The sequence below is a fragment of the Pseudomonas orientalis genome, from assembly GCF_022807995.1.
Taxonomy (GTDB): domain Bacteria; phylum Pseudomonadota; class Gammaproteobacteria; order Pseudomonadales; family Pseudomonadaceae; genus Aquipseudomonas; species Aquipseudomonas orientalis_B.
The window spans coordinates 2,567,917-2,584,741 of sequence record NZ_CP094351.1 but is presented as its reverse complement, the minus strand read 5'-3'; the positions used below and the strand labels follow the sequence as shown (position 1 = coordinate 2,584,741).

The 16,825-nt window shown below is 60.7% G+C and carries 18 protein-coding genes; 14 read left to right on the top strand and 4 right to left on the bottom strand.

Annotated features, from left to right (window positions below; genetic code table 11):
* Nucleotides 1-189: 189 nt before the first annotated feature.
* The 8 genes from MRY17_RS11455 to MRY17_RS11420 all read left to right on the top strand — a co-directional run bounded on the left by MRY17_RS11455 (nt 190) and on the right by MRY17_RS11420 (nt 9,051).
* Complete coding sequence (locus MRY17_RS11455; RefSeq protein ID WP_191953287.1) at nt 190-438, top strand: DUF6124 family protein; 249 nt, start codon at nt 190-192, stop codon at nt 436-438.
* 201 nt (nt 439-639) lie between these two features.
* A complete protein-coding gene (locus MRY17_RS11450) occupies nt 640-1,962 on the top strand; it encodes an ABC transporter substrate-binding protein (protein WP_181282414.1) in 1,323 nt (440 codons plus the stop codon).
* Between the two features lie 156 nt (nt 1,963-2,118).
* The gene (locus tag MRY17_RS11445) at nt 2,119-3,009 is read left to right on the top strand and encodes a carbohydrate ABC transporter permease (protein ID WP_057722206.1); all 891 of its coding nucleotides are present in this window, start codon (nt 2,119-2,121) and stop codon (nt 3,007-3,009) included.
* 10 nt (nt 3,010-3,019) lie between these two features.
* Entirely contained in the window at nt 3,020-3,850 is an 831-nt protein-coding gene (locus tag MRY17_RS11440) for a carbohydrate ABC transporter permease (protein ID WP_005788583.1), read from the top strand.
* Between the two features lie 23 nt (nt 3,851-3,873).
* Nucleotides 3,874-4,977, top strand: coding sequence for an ABC transporter ATP-binding protein (locus tag MRY17_RS11435; protein ID WP_181282415.1), 1,104 nt, complete (start codon nt 3,874-3,876; stop codon nt 4,975-4,977).
* Nucleotides 4,978-4,995: 18 nt separating this feature from the next.
* Nucleotides 4,996-6,477, top strand: coding sequence for a mannitol dehydrogenase family protein (locus MRY17_RS11430; RefSeq protein WP_243353783.1), 1,482 nt, complete (start codon nt 4,996-4,998; stop codon nt 6,475-6,477).
* Nucleotides 6,478-6,618: 141 nt separating this feature from the next.
* Entirely contained in the window at nt 6,619-8,100 is a 1,482-nt protein-coding gene (gene xylB / locus MRY17_RS11425; protein WP_243353782.1) for a xylulokinase, read from the top strand.
* 12 nt (nt 8,101-8,112) lie between these two features.
* Nucleotides 8,113-9,051 carry a carbohydrate kinase family protein gene (locus MRY17_RS11420; protein ID WP_243353781.1) on the top strand — a complete coding sequence of 313 codons (939 nt, stop codon included), beginning with the start codon at nt 8,113-8,115 and terminating at the stop codon, nt 9,049-9,051.
* Nucleotides 9,052-9,183: 132 nt separating this feature from the next.
* Here the strand turns inward: MRY17_RS11420 and MRY17_RS11415 are convergent, their stop codons facing one another.
* Nucleotides 9,184-9,450: a DUF1652 domain-containing protein gene (locus MRY17_RS11415; RefSeq protein ID WP_181282419.1), complete on the bottom strand. Its 267-nt coding sequence runs from the start codon at nt 9,448-9,450 to the stop codon at nt 9,184-9,186.
* A gap of 371 nt (nt 9,451-9,821) precedes the next feature.
* On the opposite strand from MRY17_RS11415, the gene MRY17_RS11410 reads away from it, so the two are divergent.
* Nucleotides 9,822-10,025, top strand: a complete 204-nt coding sequence (locus MRY17_RS11410) for a ParD-like family protein (protein WP_243353780.1) — start codon at nt 9,822-9,824, stop codon at nt 10,023-10,025.
* Nucleotides 10,022-10,777: a type I methionyl aminopeptidase gene (gene map, locus MRY17_RS11405; protein WP_191953292.1), complete on the top strand. Its 756-nt coding sequence runs from the start codon at nt 10,022-10,024 to the stop codon at nt 10,775-10,777. Before MRY17_RS11410 ends, map begins: the two co-directional genes overlap by 4 nt.
* An 11-nt stretch (nt 10,778-10,788) precedes the next feature.
* On the opposite strand, the gene sfnG is transcribed toward map, so the two are convergent.
* On the bottom strand, nt 10,789-11,874 hold the full coding sequence (gene sfnG / locus MRY17_RS11400) for a dimethylsulfone monooxygenase SfnG (RefSeq protein WP_191953293.1): 1,086 nt from the start codon (nt 11,872-11,874) through the stop codon (nt 10,789-10,791).
* A gap of 266 nt (nt 11,875-12,140) precedes the next feature.
* Between sfnG and MRY17_RS11395 the strand changes: the two genes are divergently transcribed.
* Entirely contained in the window at nt 12,141-13,379 is a 1,239-nt protein-coding gene (locus tag MRY17_RS11395) for an acyl-CoA dehydrogenase family protein (protein WP_243353779.1), read from the top strand.
* 477 nt (nt 13,380-13,856) lie between these two features.
* On the opposite strand, the gene MRY17_RS11390 is transcribed toward MRY17_RS11395, so the two are convergent.
* Nucleotides 13,857-14,873 (bottom strand): ABC transporter substrate-binding protein, encoded by a 1,017-nt coding sequence (locus tag MRY17_RS11390; protein ID WP_191953295.1) that lies wholly within the window; start codon nt 14,871-14,873, stop codon nt 13,857-13,859.
* 129 nt (nt 14,874-15,002) lie between these two features.
* Nucleotides 15,003-15,452 carry a hypothetical protein gene (locus MRY17_RS11385; RefSeq protein ID WP_181285126.1) on the bottom strand — a complete coding sequence of 150 codons (450 nt, stop codon included), beginning with the start codon at nt 15,450-15,452 and terminating at the stop codon, nt 15,003-15,005.
* Between the two features lie 399 nt (nt 15,453-15,851).
* On the opposite strand from MRY17_RS11385, the gene MRY17_RS11380 reads away from it, so the two are divergent.
* The 3 genes from MRY17_RS11380 to MRY17_RS11370 all read left to right on the top strand — a co-directional run bounded on the left by MRY17_RS11380 (nt 15,852) and on the right by MRY17_RS11370 (nt 16,785).
* A complete protein-coding gene (locus MRY17_RS11380; protein ID WP_181285095.1) occupies nt 15,852-16,118 on the top strand; it encodes a hypothetical protein in 267 nt (88 codons plus the stop codon).
* Nucleotides 16,119-16,240: 122 nt separating this feature from the next.
* A complete protein-coding gene (locus MRY17_RS11375) occupies nt 16,241-16,471 on the top strand; it encodes a hypothetical protein (RefSeq protein WP_181285096.1) in 231 nt (76 codons plus the stop codon).
* Nucleotides 16,472-16,542: 71 nt separating this feature from the next.
* A complete protein-coding gene (locus tag MRY17_RS11370; protein ID WP_181285097.1) occupies nt 16,543-16,785 on the top strand; it encodes a DUF2789 domain-containing protein in 243 nt (80 codons plus the stop codon).
* The last annotated feature ends 40 nt before the right edge of the window (nt 16,786-16,825 follow it).

Genomic DNA, 16,825 nt, shown 5'->3' with positions numbered 1-16,825 from the left:
TGCAAAGTGCCATTTCCGCTTTTAGTCGGCGTTTTTTTATCGTCTACTGTGCGGCTTCATGGTGGCTGTGCGCGGGATACCTTCGGGTATGCCGGTTTCCTGATTCCGGTCCGCGAACCTGCGTACAGCTACCACCCAATAGCGTCGCGGCGAAAGGGTGGCAGCTCCACTTAAATCAGGAGTTTCACCATGATCAAACCCACCCCGAATCCCCCAATCGGTCCAGCACCCAGCGTGCTATTCACCGTTAAAGACGGCATCTCCACTCCAGACCTGCTGGTCAACCTCAGCGAATCACTCGCCTCTGCCCACGCCCTCACCTGCGATTTCGCCTTTGACCTCGACGGCTCACGCCGCGAAGGCGCGCTGGGTATTGCGCAGTTGATCGAGGTGTCTCGGCTGCTGGCTGAACGGGTATTAGCTGATATCGAGCGCTAACCCCTGCCTTGATCGCCCTCAAGCTGCGTTTGAGGGCGATCACCGAGTGCAAAAAAGTATCAGTGAGCGTGCGCCCAAGGATTTGTCACAACCCCATTTCAAGGCTGTAATCAACGCACACTCTTCCTGCCAGCTTGATAGGAAGACACAACAACAATAACTGTCCTTCCGTAGCCCCTGGGCGCGGAAATGGAGTGCGCGATGAAGTTCACAGCAAAAGTACTGCTTGCCTCTACCTGCATGACTGCATGCATGACCCTCAGCGCCGTCAGCTTTGGCGCGCAAACCCTGACCATTGCCACCGTCAACAACAGCGACATGATCCGCATGCAGAAGCTCTCGAAAACCTTCGAGGCCGAGCATCCGGAGATCAAGCTGAACTGGGTGGTGCTCGAAGAAAACGTGCTGCGCCAACGCCTGACCACTGACATCGCCACCCAGGGCGGGCAGTTCGACGTGTTGACCATCGGCATGTACGAAGCCGCACTCTGGGGCGCCAAGGGTTGGCTGGAACCCATGAAGGACCTGCCGGCGTCCTACGACCTTGATGACGTGTTCCCTTCGGTGCGTGATGGCTTGTCCGTAAAGGGCTCGCTGTACGCCCTGCCGTTCTACGCCGAAAGCTCGATCACCTATTACCGCACCGACCTGTTCAAGGACGCCGGGCTGACCATGCCCGAGCACCCGACCTGGAGCCAGATCGGCGAATTCGCGGCCAAACTCACCGACAAATCCAAAGAGCAATACGGCCTGTGCCTGCGCGGCAAAGCCGGTTGGGGCGAGAACATGGCGCTGATCACCACCCTGGCCAACGGCTTCGGCGCGCGCTGGTTCGATGAGAAGTGGCAGCCCGAATTCAACGGCCCCGAGTGGAAGGACGCGCTGAACTTCTACGTCGACAACATGAAAAAATCCGGCCCGCCGGGTGCGTCGAGCAACGGTTTCAACGAAAACCTGGCGCTGTTCAACAGCGGCAAGTGCGCGATCTGGGTAGATGCCAGCGTGGCCGGCTCGTTTGTCACCGACAAGACCCAAAGCAAAGTGGCTGAGCATGTCGGCTTTACCTTTGCCCCCCACGAGAAGACCGACAAGGGCACCTCGTGGCTGTACTCCTGGAGCCTGGCGATCCCCACCAGTTCCAAGGCCAAGGACGCCGCCAAGGTGTTCACCAGCTGGGCCACCTCCAAGGAATATGGCGCATTGGTCGCCAAGACCGACGGCGTTGCCAACGTACCGCCAGGCACGCGCAAATCCACCTACAGCGACGAGTACATGAAGGCCGCGCCGTTCGCCAAGGTGACGCTGGAATCGCTGAAAGTGGCGGACCCGACCAAGCCTACCGAGAAGCCGGTGCCATATATCGGTATCCAGTTGGTGACCATTCCTGAATTCCAGGCGATTGGTACCCAGGTCGGCAAGTTTTTCTCGGGTGCGTTGACCGGTCAGCAGACCGTCGATGCTGCATTGACCGCCGCGCAGACTACAACCGAGCGGGAAATGAAGCGGGCGGGTTACCCCAAGTAATCTCAGCCCTCACCACAGTCAAATGTGGGAGGGGGCTTGCCCCCGATAGCAGTGGATCAGCCAACTGATTCATCAACTGATACACCGCTATCGGGGGCAAGCCCCCTCCCACACTGACCGCGCTCCGATTCCTGTTTTGCACTGGCCTTGAATATCATGAATACAACGCCCAAAAACCGACTGGCCAACCCCGGCTGGTTCCTCGTCAGCCCTTCGGTGGCCTTGCTGCTGCTGTGGATGATCGTGCCGCTGGGCATGACCCTGTACTTTTCCCTGATCCGCTACAACCTGCTCTACCCCGGTGAAAACCAGTTTGTGGGGCTGGAAAACTTCACCTACTTCGTCACCGATTCGGGCTTTCTGCCCGGTGCCACCAACACCCTGTTGCTGGTGGGCAGCGTGCTGCTGATCAGCGTGGTCTTCGGCGTGTTGATCAGCGCACTGCTGGAGGCCAGTGAGTTCCTGGGCCGTGGCATCGTGCGGGTGCTGTTGATCTCGCCGTTCTTCATCATGCCCACCGTCGGCGCGCTGATCTGGAAGAACCTGATTTTCCACCCGGTGTCGGGGATTCTCGCCGCCGTGTGGAAGTTCTTCGGCGCCGAGCCGGTGGACTGGCTGGCGCATTACCCGTTGCTGTCGATCATCATCATTGTGTCGTGGCAATGGCTGCCCTTCGCGATCCTGCTGCTGATGACCGCCATGCAGTCCCTCGACCAGGAACAGAAGGAAGCCGCACGCCTGGACGGCGCCGGCGCCATCGCGATCTTCTGGCACCTGACCCTGCCGCACCTGGCGCGGCCGATTGCCGTGGTGGTGATGATCGAAACCATCTTCCTGCTCTCGGTATTCGCCGAAATCTTCACCACCACCAACGGCGGCCCCGGCTACGCCTCGACCAACCTCGCCTACCTGATCTACAACCAGGCGCTGGTGCAGTTCGACGTGGGCATGGCTTCGGCCGGCGGCTTGATTGCCGTGGTCATCGCCAATATCGCGGCGATCATCCTGGTGCGGATGATCGGCAAAAACCTGACTGACAAGCCTTGAGGGCCGCGCCATGACGCTTCAACAATCCCGCCGCCTGCAAAGCCTGTTGCTCGGCACGTTGGCCTGGGCCATCGCGATCCTGATCTTCTTCCCGATCTTCTGGATGGTGCTGACCAGCTTCAAGACCGAAATCGACGCGTTCGCCACACCGCCGCAGTTCATCTTCACGCCGACGCTGGAGAACTACCTGCACATCAACGAGCGCAGCAACTACTTCGCCTACGCCTGGAACTCGGTGGTAATTTCCTTCAGCGCCACCGCCTTGTGCCTGCTGATCTCGGTGCCGGCCGCCTACTCCATGGCGTTCTATGAAACCCAGCGCACCAAGGGCACGCTGCTGTGGATGCTGTCCACCAAGATGCTGCCACCGGTGGGCGTACTGATGCCGATCTACCTGCTGGCCAAGAGCTTTGGCCTGCTGGATACGCGCATTGCGCTGATCATCATCTACACCCTGATCAACCTGCCGATCGTGGTGTGGATGGTGTACACCTACTTCAAGGACATCCCCAAGGACATCCTCGAAGCCGCCCGCCTGGACGGCGCCACGCTGTGGCAGGAAATGGTCCGCGTGCTGCTGCCGATTGCCAAGGGCGGCCTGGCGTCCACCGTCTTGCTGTCGCTGATCCTGTGCTGGAACGAGGCGTTCTGGTCGCTGAACCTGACATCCTCCAGCGCCGCGCCGCTGACCGCACTGATCGCCTCCTACTCCAGCCCCGAAGGCTTGTTCTGGGCCAAATTGTCCGCCGTGTCGACCCTGGCCTGCGCGCCGATCCTGATCTTTGGCTGGATCAGCCAGAAGCAGTTGGTGCGCGGCCTGTCCTTTGGCGCCGTGAAATAATAATTCCAAGCGGAGGGCCCATCATGGCCAACCTGAAAATCAAGAATCTGCAAAAAGGCTTTGAAGGTTTTTCCATCATCAAGGGCATCGACCTGGAAGTGAACGACAAGGAATTCGTGGTGTTCGTCGGCCCGTCGGGCTGCGGCAAATCCACCCTGCTGCGCTTGATCGCCGGCCTGGAAGAAGTGACTGAGGGCACCCTTGAACTCGATGGCCGCGACATCACCGAAGTGACCCCGGCCAAGCGCGACCTGGCGATGGTGTTCCAGACCTACGCGCTGTACCCGCACATGAGCGTGCGCAAGAACATGTCGTTTGCCCTGGACCTGGCCGGTGTCGACAAAAAGCTCGTCGAGAGCAAAGTCAATGAGGCGGCGCGCATTCTGGAGCTGGGCCCGCTGCTGGAGCGCAAGCCCAAGCAACTGTCCGGCGGCCAGCGCCAGCGCGTGGCGATTGGCCGGGCGATTGTGCGCAACCCGAAGATCTTCCTGTTCGACGAACCCTTGTCCAACCTCGACGCCGCCCTGCGCGTGCAGATGCGCCTGGAACTGGCGCGCCTGCATAAGGAACTGCAGGCGACCATGATCTACGTGACCCACGACCAGGTCGAAGCCATGACCCTGGCCGACAAAGTCGTGGTGCTCAACAGTGGCCGCATCGAACAGGTCGGCTCGCCGCTGGAGCTGTACCACCAGCCGGCCAACCTGTTTGTGGCGGGCTTTCTCGGCACGCCGAAGATGGGTTTTCTCAAGGGCAAGGTCACCCGTGTCGAAGGCCAGGGGTGTGACGTGCAACTGGACGCCGGCACCCTGATCAGCCTGCCGCTGAGCGGTGCCAGCTTGAGCGTGGGCAGTGCGGTGACCCTGGGCATTCGCCCGGAGCACCTGGAAATCGCCACGCCGGGCCAGACCAGCCTGACCGTCACCGCCGACGTCGGCGAACGCCTGGGCAGCGACACCTTCTGCCATGTCATCACCGCCAACGGCGAGCCGTTGACCATGCGCATCCGTGGCGACATGGCCAGCCAGTACGGCGAAACGCTGCACCTGCATCTGGACCCGTCGCACTGCCATCTGTTCGACACCGATGGCGTGGCCGTAGCCCGCCCCCTGCGCACCGCCGCCTGATTTCGCGAGTATTACGCCATGAAGCTGAATAAACACACCCTCAACCAGTTGGCCCCGGAGGTGAAACTGCCCACCTATGCCATCGCCAGCACATCGCAAGGCATCGCGCATATCGGCGTCGGCGGTTTCCATCGGGCGCATCAGGCGTTTTACACCGACGCCCTGATGAACACCGGCGAAGGCCTGGACTGGAGCATCTGCGGCGTGGGCCTGCGCGCCGAAGACCGCAAGGCCCGTGACGATCTGGCCGGCCAGGACTATCTGTTCACCCTGTATGAACTCGGCGACACCGACGACACCGAAGTGCGCGTGATCGGCTCGATCAGCGACATGCTGCTGGCCGAGGACGGCGCCCAGGCGCTGATCGACAAACTGGCCGAGCCGGCCATCCGGATCGTGTCGCTGACCATCACCGAAGGCGGCTACTGCATCGACGACAGCAATGGCGAGTTCATGGCTCATCTGCCGCAGATCCAGCATGACTTGGCGCACCCGAGCGCACCGACCACCGTATTCGGATTTCTCTGCGCCGCCCTGACCCAACGCCGCGCCGCCGGCACCCCGGCCTTCACGGTGATGTCCTGCGATAACCTGCCGCACAACGGCGCCGTCACGCGCAAGGCGCTGCTGGCGTTCGCCGCGCTGCACGACGCCGAGCTGCATGACTGGATCAAGGCCAATGTGAGCTTCCCGAACGCCATGGTCGACCGCATCACGCCGATGACCAGCACCGCCCACCGCCTGCAATTGCATGACCGGCACGGCATCGACGATGCCTGGCCGGTGGTGTGCGAACCTTTTGTGCAATGGGTGCTGGAAGACAAATTCGTCAACGGTCGCCCGGCCTGGGAAAAGGTCGGCGTGCAGTTCACCGATGACGTGACCCCGTACGAGGAAATGAAGATCGGCCTGCTCAACGGCAGCCACCTGGCCCTGACGTACCTGGGGTTCCTCAAGGGCTACCGGTTCGTGCACGAGACCATGAACGACCCGCTGTTCGTGGCCTACATGCGCGCCTACATGGACCTTGACGTCACGCCTAACCTGGCGCCGGTGCCGGGCATCGACCTGACCGATTACAAGCAGACCTTGGTCGACCGTTTTTCCAACCAAGCAATTGCCGACCAGTTGGAGCGCGTGTGCTCGGACGGCTCGTCGAAGTTTCCCAAGTTCACCGTGCCAACGATCAATCGCCTGATTGCCGCCGGCCGTGAGACTGAACGCGCTGCACTGGTGGTCGCCGCGTGGGCGTTGTACCTGAAGGGCGTGGATGAGAACGGCGTGAGCTACAAAATACCGGATCCGCGTGCCGAGTTCTGCCAGGCGCTGGTGAGTGACGATGCGCTGATCAGCCAGCGTTTGCTTGGGGTGGAAGAGATTTTTGGTACGGCTATTCCCAACTCACCCGCGTTTGTGGCAGCGTTCGAGCGGTGTTATGCAAGCTTGCGCGATCACGGCGTCACTGAAACGCTGAAGCTGTTACTGAAGAAACCGGCTTGAGCATGTGGGAGGGGGCTTGCCCCCGATGAGGGAGTGTCAGTAAAAGCATCTGTAGTTGACACACCGCTATCGGGGGCAAGCCCCCTCCCACATTTGGACCGCATTGACAACTCCAACAATAAGACTGCTGAGCACTCCATCATGACCCAGCAAAACCTGTTCCTCGGCATCGACTGCGGCACTCAGGGCACCAAGGCCATCGTCCTCGACGCGTCCAGCGGCAAAGTACTGGGCCTGGGCGCCGCAGCCCACACACTGCTCAGCGGCGCCAACGGCCGGCGTGAGCAACACACCCAGGAATGGCTGGACGCCTTCACCGAAGCCACCCACCGCGCCTTGCAACAGGCCGGTGTGGACGGCCAGGACATCCTCGGCATCGGCGTGTCCGGCCAGCAACACGGCCTGGTGTTGCTCGACGCCCAGGGCCAGGTGCTGCGTCCGGCCAAGCTGTGGTGCGACACCGAAACCGCAGCCGAAAACGAGCGCCTGTTGCAACACCTGGGCGGCGAAAGCGGCTCGCTGGAGCGTCTGGGCGTGGTCATCGCGCCGGGCTACACCGTGTCAAAATTGCTGTGGACCCGCGAACAGCATCCGGACCTGTTCGCGCGCATCGCCCATGTCCTGTTGCCCCATGACTACCTCAACTACTGGCTCACCGGCCGCGCCGTGGCCGAATACGGCGATGCTTCGGGCACCGGTTATTTCGACGTGCGCCGCCGGGAATGGGACGTGGCGCTGCTGCAGCACATCGACCCCAGCGGGCGCCTGCAAGCGGCGCTGCCCGAACTGATCGCCGCCGACCAGGCGGTGGGCACGATCCTGCCCGCCATTGCCGAGCGGCTGGGCATCAACCCCAAGGCCATCGTCGCCAGCGGCGGCGGCGACAACATGATGGGCGCCATCGGCACCGGCAATATCGCCCCCGGCGTGATCACCATGAGCCTGGGCTCATCGGGCACCGTCTATGCATTCACCGACCAGCCCAATGTCAGCCCCCAGGCGTCGGTCGCCACCTTCTGCTCCTCCAGCGGCGGCTGGCTGCCGTTGATCTGCACCATGAACCTGACCAACGCCACGGGTGTGGTGCGCGAGCTGTTCGAGCTGGACTTGAACGCCTTCAACGCCCTGGTCGAACAGGCCCCCATCGGCGCGGACGGGGTGAGCATGCTGCCGTTCCTCAACGGCGAACGGGTACCCGCCCTGCCCCAGGCCACCGGCAGCCTGCACGGCCTGACCATGACCAACCTGACCCGCGCCAACCTGTGCCGCGCGGTGGTCGAAGGCACCACCTTCGGCTTGCGCTACGGCCTCGACCTGCTGCGCCAGACCGGCCTGCAAAGCCTGGGCATCCGCTTGATCGGCGGCGGTTCGAAAAGCCCGCTGTGGCGGCAGATGGTCGCCGATATCATGAACACCGAAGTGGTGTGTACCGAACAAAGCGAGGCCGCCGCCCTGGGCGCGGCGATCCAGGCGGCGTGGTGCCAGAGTGGCGAATCCCTGGCCGGCCTGTGCGACAAATGCGTGAGCCTTGACCCGGCCAGCCGCACCCTGCCGGTGCCGGCCAATGTCAGGGCCTATCAACAGGCCTACGAGCGTTATCAACAGCTGGTGGCAACCCTTTAAGAGCGAGCGACTATGTATCTGGTGTGTGGTGAAGCGCTGTTTGATTTTTTCTGCGAGGAGGATGCCAGCGGGCAGGCAGCCAAGCTCAATTACAAGGCCATTGCCGGCGGTTCGCCGTTCAACGTGGCGGTCGGCCTGCGCCGCCTGGGTATCGCGTCCGGGTTCTTTGCCGGGATCTCCAATGATTACCTGGGCCGACGCTTGCTGCAGGTGCTCAAGGACGAAGGTGTGAGCGAAGATTTTCTGGTGTCATTCGACGCGCCGACCACCCTGGCCATGGTGGCCGTGGGCGCCAACGGTTCACCGCAATACAGCTTTCGCGGCGAAGGCTGCGCCGACCGGCAGTTGCAGTTGAGCCATCTGCCGCCCCTGGGCGATGAGATCCGCGGGCTGCATGTGGGCTCGTTTTCGCTGGTGGTACAGCCGATTGGCGACACGCTGCTGAACCTGGTCAAGCGCGAAAGCGGCAAGCGCCTGATCAGCCTCGACCCCAACGTACGGCTGAACCCGCAGCCGGACATCCAGCTGTGGCGCGACCGTATGGCAGAGTTGGTCAAACATGCGGACCTGATCAAGGTCAGCGATGAAGACCTGCACCTGCTGTACCCCGAGCAGTCCCCGGAAAGCGTGCTGCAAGGCTGGCTGCAGCACCGTTGCCAACTGGTATTCCTCACCCGTGGCGGCGATGGCGCCAGTGTGTTCAGCCGCCGGCACGGCAGTTGGTCACAACCGGCCGTGGATATCGTGATGGCCGACACGGTCGGCGCCGGTGATACCTTCCAGGCGGCGTTGATTGGCTGGTTGACCGAGCATCAACTGGACTCGGTCGAGGGGCTGCAACAGCTCAGCCGCGAACAGGTCGACGCCATGCTCGGCTTTGCGATTCGCGCCGCAGCGCTGACGTGCACCCGCACCGGGCCGGACCTGCCCTACCGCAGCCAGTTGTGCTGACCGCGCAGTGTGTGCGGGCCGTGCACTGCGCAGCAGCCCAAGAGGGGGTAGGCACAATATCAGAGGGCGTTTAAGCGGGTAATGTCTGCGGGCCTGGTCACCCTGGCCCACAGGTCAACACCAGCCTCGCCATTAAAAACCACGCCCTCCTGCTCGCTGCAGAATTGGCGTATGGGTGTGCTTGAGGTCCTCACGGAGCTCCGTGATCAGGTTGCAAATGGCGCGACTGCTGTCGAGCTTGTCCGGGTTGATACCTTTGACCTCCAACTCCACGCGATCACGGTCGCGGTCGTCGTACACCTTGATCGTGAGTGAAGCATCTTCGGCTTTGGTGCATTCACACCGCTTGGGCAGGAAACTTCCTTCAATAATGCTGCGTAGCTCTAGTTCCGAAAGCATGGCCAACCTCTCCTTGTTTGAGACTGCCAACAGTTTTTATAGGGGTCCGGCAAGCACCTGCCTGCCACGTCTTACCGGCCTTGGAAGACGCCTTCAACTAATGAGCCTACTCGGCAAAATCCATCGCTGTTGTAACCTTTCTTCATAAGCTCAGCGCTTGCTTATATGAAGTAAATCTCGCCGCGTTAATCATCGTCGAACCACGCCGATTAAACGTTTAACCGACTGTCTCGCGTCAGGCGCGACTGGCGTGGCGGTTTTTTCGGCAACATATGGCAAACAATCAACTCGGTAACCTGCCGTCGAGCGGGGCTTTCGGAAAACATACGAAACATATACGCTTCGTATATAAACATCTCACAGTGAAGCTTATGGGCATCGTCAAGATCACCGATCAACTGCATGAACAACTGCGTCTGGCCAGCGCCGCGATGGACCGTTCCATCAACGCCCAGGCCGAGTTCTGGATCAAGATCGGCCTCCTTGCCGAACTCAATCCTCAACTGTCCTACAACGAGCTGATCAACAAACTGTTGCTGGACAAGCCCGACCTGATCCGGGGGCGCAGCCAATGATCAAGACGCCACAACAACTTGCGGTGATGCGCGAATCCGGGCGCCTGCTGGCCCGGGTGTTCAGCATGCTCGACGGCTTTGTTGCCGCCGGCCGCTCCACCCTGGAACTGGACAGCGCCGTCGAAACCTTCATCCGCGAGCAATTGCAGGCTCGTCCGGCCAGCCTCGGGCAATACGACTATCCCTTCAGCATCAATACATCGGTTAACGAAGTGGTGTGCCACGGCATGCCCAGCGCGAAGCAAATCCTCAAGGATGGCGACATTATCAATATCGACATCACCCTGGAAAAAGGCGGCTTTATTGCCGACTCCAGCAAGATGTACATGATCGGCACTGTGACGCCCAAGGCGCGGCGTCTGGTTGAGATGACCTTCGAAGCGATGTGGGCCGGCATCCGCCAGGTCAAGCCCGGCGCACGCCTGGGTGATATCGGCCATGCGATCCAGCGCCATGCGCAAGCCAACGGCTACAGCGTGGTGCGTGAATACTGCGGCCATGGCATTGGCCGGGAAATGCACGAAGAGCCGCAAATCCTGCACTTCGGCCGGCCCGGCACCGGACTGGAACTGCGCGAAGGCATGGTGTTCACCATTGAGCCGATGCTCAACCAGGGCAGTGCCAAAGTGCGCAGCCTCAAGGATGGCTGGACGGTGGTGACCAAAGACAACAGCCTGTCGGCGCAATGGGAACACACCGTCGCGGTGACGGCGGATGGGTTTGAGGTGTTGACCCTGCAACCGACCGCCTGAACCCGATCGGGTCAGGCCACCTGCTTGATGTGGGCCTTGGCCTCCAGCTCACGCACCAGCGGCAACACGCGCTTGCCGAAGTACTCCACTTCTTCCTGGAAATGCAGGAACCCGGCCAGCACCAGGTCCACGCCCACCGCCTTGAGCGCGACGATGCGCTCGGCGATCTGCTGCGGTGTACCGATCAGATTGGTCTTGAAGCCGTCGTTGTACTGCACAAGGTCCTCGAAACTGGACTTGGCCCAGTTGCCCTCGCCTTCCGGTGACGCCTTGCCCGCTTGCCTGGCGGCATCACCAAAGGCGTTGACCGCTTCCGGGTCGGCTTTGTCGATGATGTCCGCCAACACGGCCCGCGCCTCTTCTTCAGTATCGCGAGCGATCACAAAAGCGTTGACGCCGATCTTTACCGAATGGCTGTTCGCCGCGGCCTTGACGCGGATGTCGTCGACCTGGGCCTTGATGCCCTCGGGTGTGTTGCCGTTGGTGAAATACCAGTCCGACACCCGTGCCGCCATGTCGCGCGCCGCCCTTGAACTGCCGCCCTGGAAGATCTCCGGCTGCCCCAGCGGCTTGGGCTTGAGCGTGTAATTGTTGAAACGATAGAAGTCACCCTTGAAGGTGAAATCGTCCTGGGTCCAGACACCTTTCAAGGCGCGAATGAACTCTTCGGAACGACGATAGCGCTCGTCGTGTTCCAGCCACGGTTCACCGATGGCCTGGAACTCGCCCTTGAACCAGCCGCTGACGATATTCACCGCAATGCGGCCGTTGGTAAGCTGGTCGATGGTCGCCAGTTGCTTGGCCGCCAGCGCGGGTTGCCAAGGGCCCGGCAGGATCGCCGCGATCACCTTGAGGGTGGTAGTCGCTGCGAGCAGCGCGTGGCTGAACGCCACCGACTCGTGCTGGTTCTCCGCGCCGTAGCCGGCGGTGAAACGAATCTGGGTCAGGCCATATTCGAAGCCGGCGGCTTCGGCCAGTTGCGCCAGTTTACGGTTGTAGTCGATGCCCCAGTGGGTGCGCTGTTCGATCTTGCTGACCACCAGCCCACCGCTGACGTTGGGCACCCAATAGGCAAATTTCACGGCATCTTGACTCATCGGGGGGTACCTCGCACAAAGGAATGTACGAGGACTTGAGCAGCAAGCGTGCCAGCCATGGCTAGAAGCCCTGGCCTGCGGGTTGTGACGCAAAAACCTGGTTTTACGCAGGGCACCTCGACTGTCCAGGATGGCTGCGCTTTGTGCAAACACTGTTGCTGGAGCAACAGCGATTGGCGGCACCCGGCCGTAAACACGGACCGTTGCGCCCGGCACGGACTGTGCAATCGCCCTGGGACTTGATCACAGCCCAGGAGCCGCACCCCATGACCGAGCAACACGTCATCAACCCGCTGTCCATCGGCGTCGACTACCCCAGCCTGGCCGAGCGTTTCCGTCCCATCTTCCAGCGCATCGCCGACGGTGCGATTGAACGCGAACACAGCCGCACCCTGCCTCACGAGCCGATACGCTGGTTGAAGGAAGCCGGTTTCGGCGCGGTGCGGGTGCCGGTGGAATATGGCGGCGGCGGCGCGTCGCTGCCGCAGCTGTTCGAGCTATTGATCGAACTCGCCGCCGCCGACTCGAACGTGCCCCAGGCCCTGCGCGGGCACTTCGCCTTTGCCGAGGACCGCCTCAATGCGCCGCCGGGCGCGGCGCGTGAGGTGTGGTTCAAGCGCTTTGTCGATGGCGACATCGTCGGCTGCGCCTGGACTGAAATCGGCAATGTGGCCATCGGTGACGTAGTCACCCAGGTCAGCCCCGACGGTGACAACTGGAGACTCAACGGTGAAAAGTTCTACAGCACCGGCAGCATTTTCTCCGACTGGATCGATGTATACGCCCAGCGCAGCGACACCGGCGGCGACGTCATCGCCGCCACCCGCACGCGCCAGCCCGGGGTGGTGCAACGCGATGACTGGGACGGCTTTGGCCAACGCACCACCGGCAGCGGCACCACGCGTTTTACCGACGCCGTGGTCGACGCGCAAAACGTGATCGACTTTGCCACCCGCTTCAAATACCAGACCGCGTTTTATCAACTGGTGCTGCTCGCCACCCTGGCCGGCATCGGCCACGCGGCGCTCAACGACGTCGCCCATCAGGTACGCACGCGCAAACGCATCTACAGCCACGGTAACGCCCCCCACGTCAGCCAGGATGCGCAAGTGCAACAGGTAGTGGGTGAAGTCGCCGCACTCGTGTACGCCGCACGCGCCAGCGCATTGAAAGCCGCGCTGCCGGCGCAACGGGCCTATCTGGCACGCTTCGGTGGCGATGACGTGGCCGAGCGCGAAGCCAACGTGGCCGCCGAGATCGAGTCGGCGACGGCCCAGGTGGTGGTGTCGGAACTGATCCAGCGCGCCACCAGCCAATTGTTCAACGCGCTGGGGGCCTCGGACGTACGCCAGGGCAAGGCCCTGGACCGGCATTGGCGCAATGCGCGAACGGTGGCGTCGCACAATCCCTTGATCTACAAGGCACGGATCGTCGGCGACTGGGTGATCAATGGCACCGAGCCGCCGTTCGTCTGGCAGATCGGCAACGGCCCGGCGAAGTCTTGAGCCGTTCTAAAGCAATGCGCAAGAAGCAGCCAAGCAAAGGCGTCATAACGCCTAGCACCCACCGTAACCACGATGCGAAGCGAGTCGCTCTTGACCTTGATCTTGATCTGGCTTTTGATCTTGATCTTAGGCGCCCCGTTAAACCACGCTGGCCGAACGCAGGCTTGAATCCGTGGGTAACCCGGCAGGACGCCGGGTTAGCCGCACTGGGCCATGGATGGCCCATTGCGGCGGCCCACGGATTCAAGCCGGAGAGAGGGCACACCGAGCCCAAGCGAGGTGCCGAGTGGTGGGGCAAGAGCGTTTTGCTTACTTTTGCGCTTTTCAAAAGTGAGCCGCCGTAAGGGCGGAACCCTAAGTGGCCGTTACCTAAATAACGGATATGTACTCGGTCCAATCCAACATCCCGACCAGCCCTGAGGCCGCCATCGGGGGCAAGCCCCCTCCCACATTTTGATTTCCATCAGGTACCGTCGATCACTTGAGGGCCGACTCAACCTTGCGTGCCACATCTTCCGTCAACCACGCCTTCCACACCTCGGGATGGGCCTTGAGGAACGCCTGGGCGACGTCCCTGGGTGGCGTGTGATGTTCGCTCATCGACGCCAGGGCCTGGTTAAGCGGCTCGATGGGAAACTCAACCTTCTCAAAGAACTGCGTAATCTGCGGATGCTCTTTCTGGAACGGCGTGGACACTCCGATGCTCAACTTGGACGCCAGCGACCGGGTCGGCTTGGGATCAGGATTGTCCGCATCCGTCAGGGTCTTCCAGGCCTCGGCGTCGAACGGCGGCTCCTCCAGTTGAATCAGCTTATAACGGCCCATCAACGGCGTGGGCGACCAGTAGTAAAACAACACCGGCTTGCCACGGCGGATCGACGAGGCGATCTCGGCATCCAGCGCCGCCCCCGACCCGCTGCGGAAATTCACATAGCTGTCGTCCAGGCCGTAGGCCTTGAGCTTTTGCTTGTTGACCACTTCCGAGGTCCAGCCGATGGGACTATTGAGAAAGCGTCCCTTGCCCGGGGATTCCGGGTCCTTGAACACGTCCTTGTAGCGCGCCAGGTCCTTTACGCTTTTCAAGTCAGGGGCCAGCGGTTTGATATTTTTGGCCGGATCACCCTTGACCACATATTCCGGCACCCACCAGCCCTCGGTGGCGCCCTTGACCGTATCGCCCAGGCCCACCACCTTGCCTTCAGCCTCGGCCTTGACCCAGACCGGGCTGCGACCCGCCCACTCTTCACCGATGACCTGAATATCGTTCTTGGCCAGGGCGGTTTCCAGAGTGATCGTAGTACCGGGCAAGGTGTCGGTAGGCAAGTCGTAGCCCTTCTCGACAATGAATCGCAGTACCTCGGTGATCAGGCTGCCGCTTTCCCAGTTCAGGTCGGCGAAGTGCACCGGCGCCTGGGCTGCCGATACCGGCACTGGCGCCATGGACAGCCCCAGGCTCGTCAGCGATGCAGCCAACAGCGTTCTCAATCCTTTCATTGCTTCGCACCTCGCGATATCGCAGCCATCAGCGGACGGCTTTGCAGCTATGCGCGAAGCCTCTGAATAGTTAAGTCAACTCAACTGTAGTAGAGGTTCCGGGAAATAAAGCGTACGCGATGCAGGGCGTTACTCACTGGCCTTGAACGTCACCAGTTCGCCCTTGCGCCACTTGGCGGCCTTGCTGGTGACGGCCTTGAGGGTTTTGGTCAGACCTTCCTGCAGTTGCTCGTGAGCGGCAAATACCAGCATCACGCTGTGGCCTTCCTTGAACACAATGCCTTCGCCTTCGGCCGAAGACACAAAGGCGTAATCGCCCAGGCCATACACGGTCAACTTGATATCGCGAAACTTCAGTTCGAACTTGCCACCTTCACGGCTGGGCAATACCGCCGCGCGAAAATGGTCGCCGACCTTGAGTTCCAGGCGTGGCTTGTCGTCCACGACCAACGCCGCTTCGGTATCGATCTCGGCGATATAGATACCTTCCGGGGTCTGTTCGGTAACGTAGACAAAACGAGATTGAAACTGCTTGACCAACTTTGCGCGCAAATCACCCAGCACGAACAACGCGTGCATATCCAGATTACTGACTGCCAAGGAAACGCCCCCACATCGAAAAAAGCACCGACCGCGTGAGCGGGCAGCGCAAGAAAAACGGCCATTACGGCACGATTACACACTCGTTAAAAACTGAAGATACCCATAACGCCCGTACGCAAAGGCGCGGTGGCCCTTGTGCAAGGTCATCCGGCAATACAGCAAATCACAGGTTCAAGGACCCGAGAATACGAGTCGAACAACTTCAGAGAATAACCCAATTAAAAACACAGTTTTCCGACACGCATCACAAAAGAAAAGACCCGGTCATGGAACCAGGCACGCGCTGCCGACGACAATATCAAAACAACAACACACGTCAAAACCATCCGAAAAGGTGGCGGCTTTACCCACAAGGTCGATCGACAGGAGTTGAGCATGCAACGGCGCCAACACGACACTACGTCTTTCCACACGCGTTCATCCTATCCAGACGAACGCCAATACTACTGCCTACCTACACCCGATGGGTACTCCAATTCGGTGCTTTATCGAGTCGTGCCGGCTGGAAAGAACTTTTTTCATATCCAGGAAGTAGCCAGCGGCAGGATAAAAGGCTTTCGCAGCGATCATACCAAGGCCTGTGCGCTGGCCAAGGCGTTGGAAGCCAATCGGCACGGCACACTCGTTTCGTCAGCTGGCTGACTGTACTGCGCACTTTACTGCACAGCGGCCCTTCAACAACTGCCATACTGACCCGTCCATTGAAGTTTGCCCCCTGCGGGTCAGGTTTCATCAGTGCAGTTACCTCGAAGGGAAGGCTATACGTGACGGAATTTGATATTGGCGAATTTTTCATCCATGGCGATGCCAGAGAAGTGGACGGTGAGTTTCAAGCAGTCATCATCATGCGGGCCAAACCGCCATTGACCACAGTAACAACGCATCAGGTCGAAAAAGACCGCTGGTTCAAAACCGTCGACGCTGCCGCCATTGCGGCAAAAGACGCCGCCAAGGCCCTCAAAGCCGCCGTGGATTCCGGCGCGCTTACTTCGTGACAATCGGATAGAACTCTGGCGTCCCATATCCCTCACATGCATACCGATGATCAGCTCGCATGGAGAATATGATGGACACCACCACCCCGACACTTGAAACCCTCTTCGACCAGTTAGGCCTGGATTCCACTCAAGAAGCCATCGAACGCTTCACCGCTGAGCACCGTCTGCCGGATGACGTGAAACTCATCGACGCGCCATTCTGGACTGAGCAACAGGCGAGTTTTCTCAGGGAACAATTGCATGTCGATGCCGAATGGGCACCTGCGGTCGATGACCTGAACGCCCTGCTGCATGAGTCTCCCGCCGCTTGATTCAACAGCACTGAGAGCACGCCCGCTCCTTGCGCAGGAG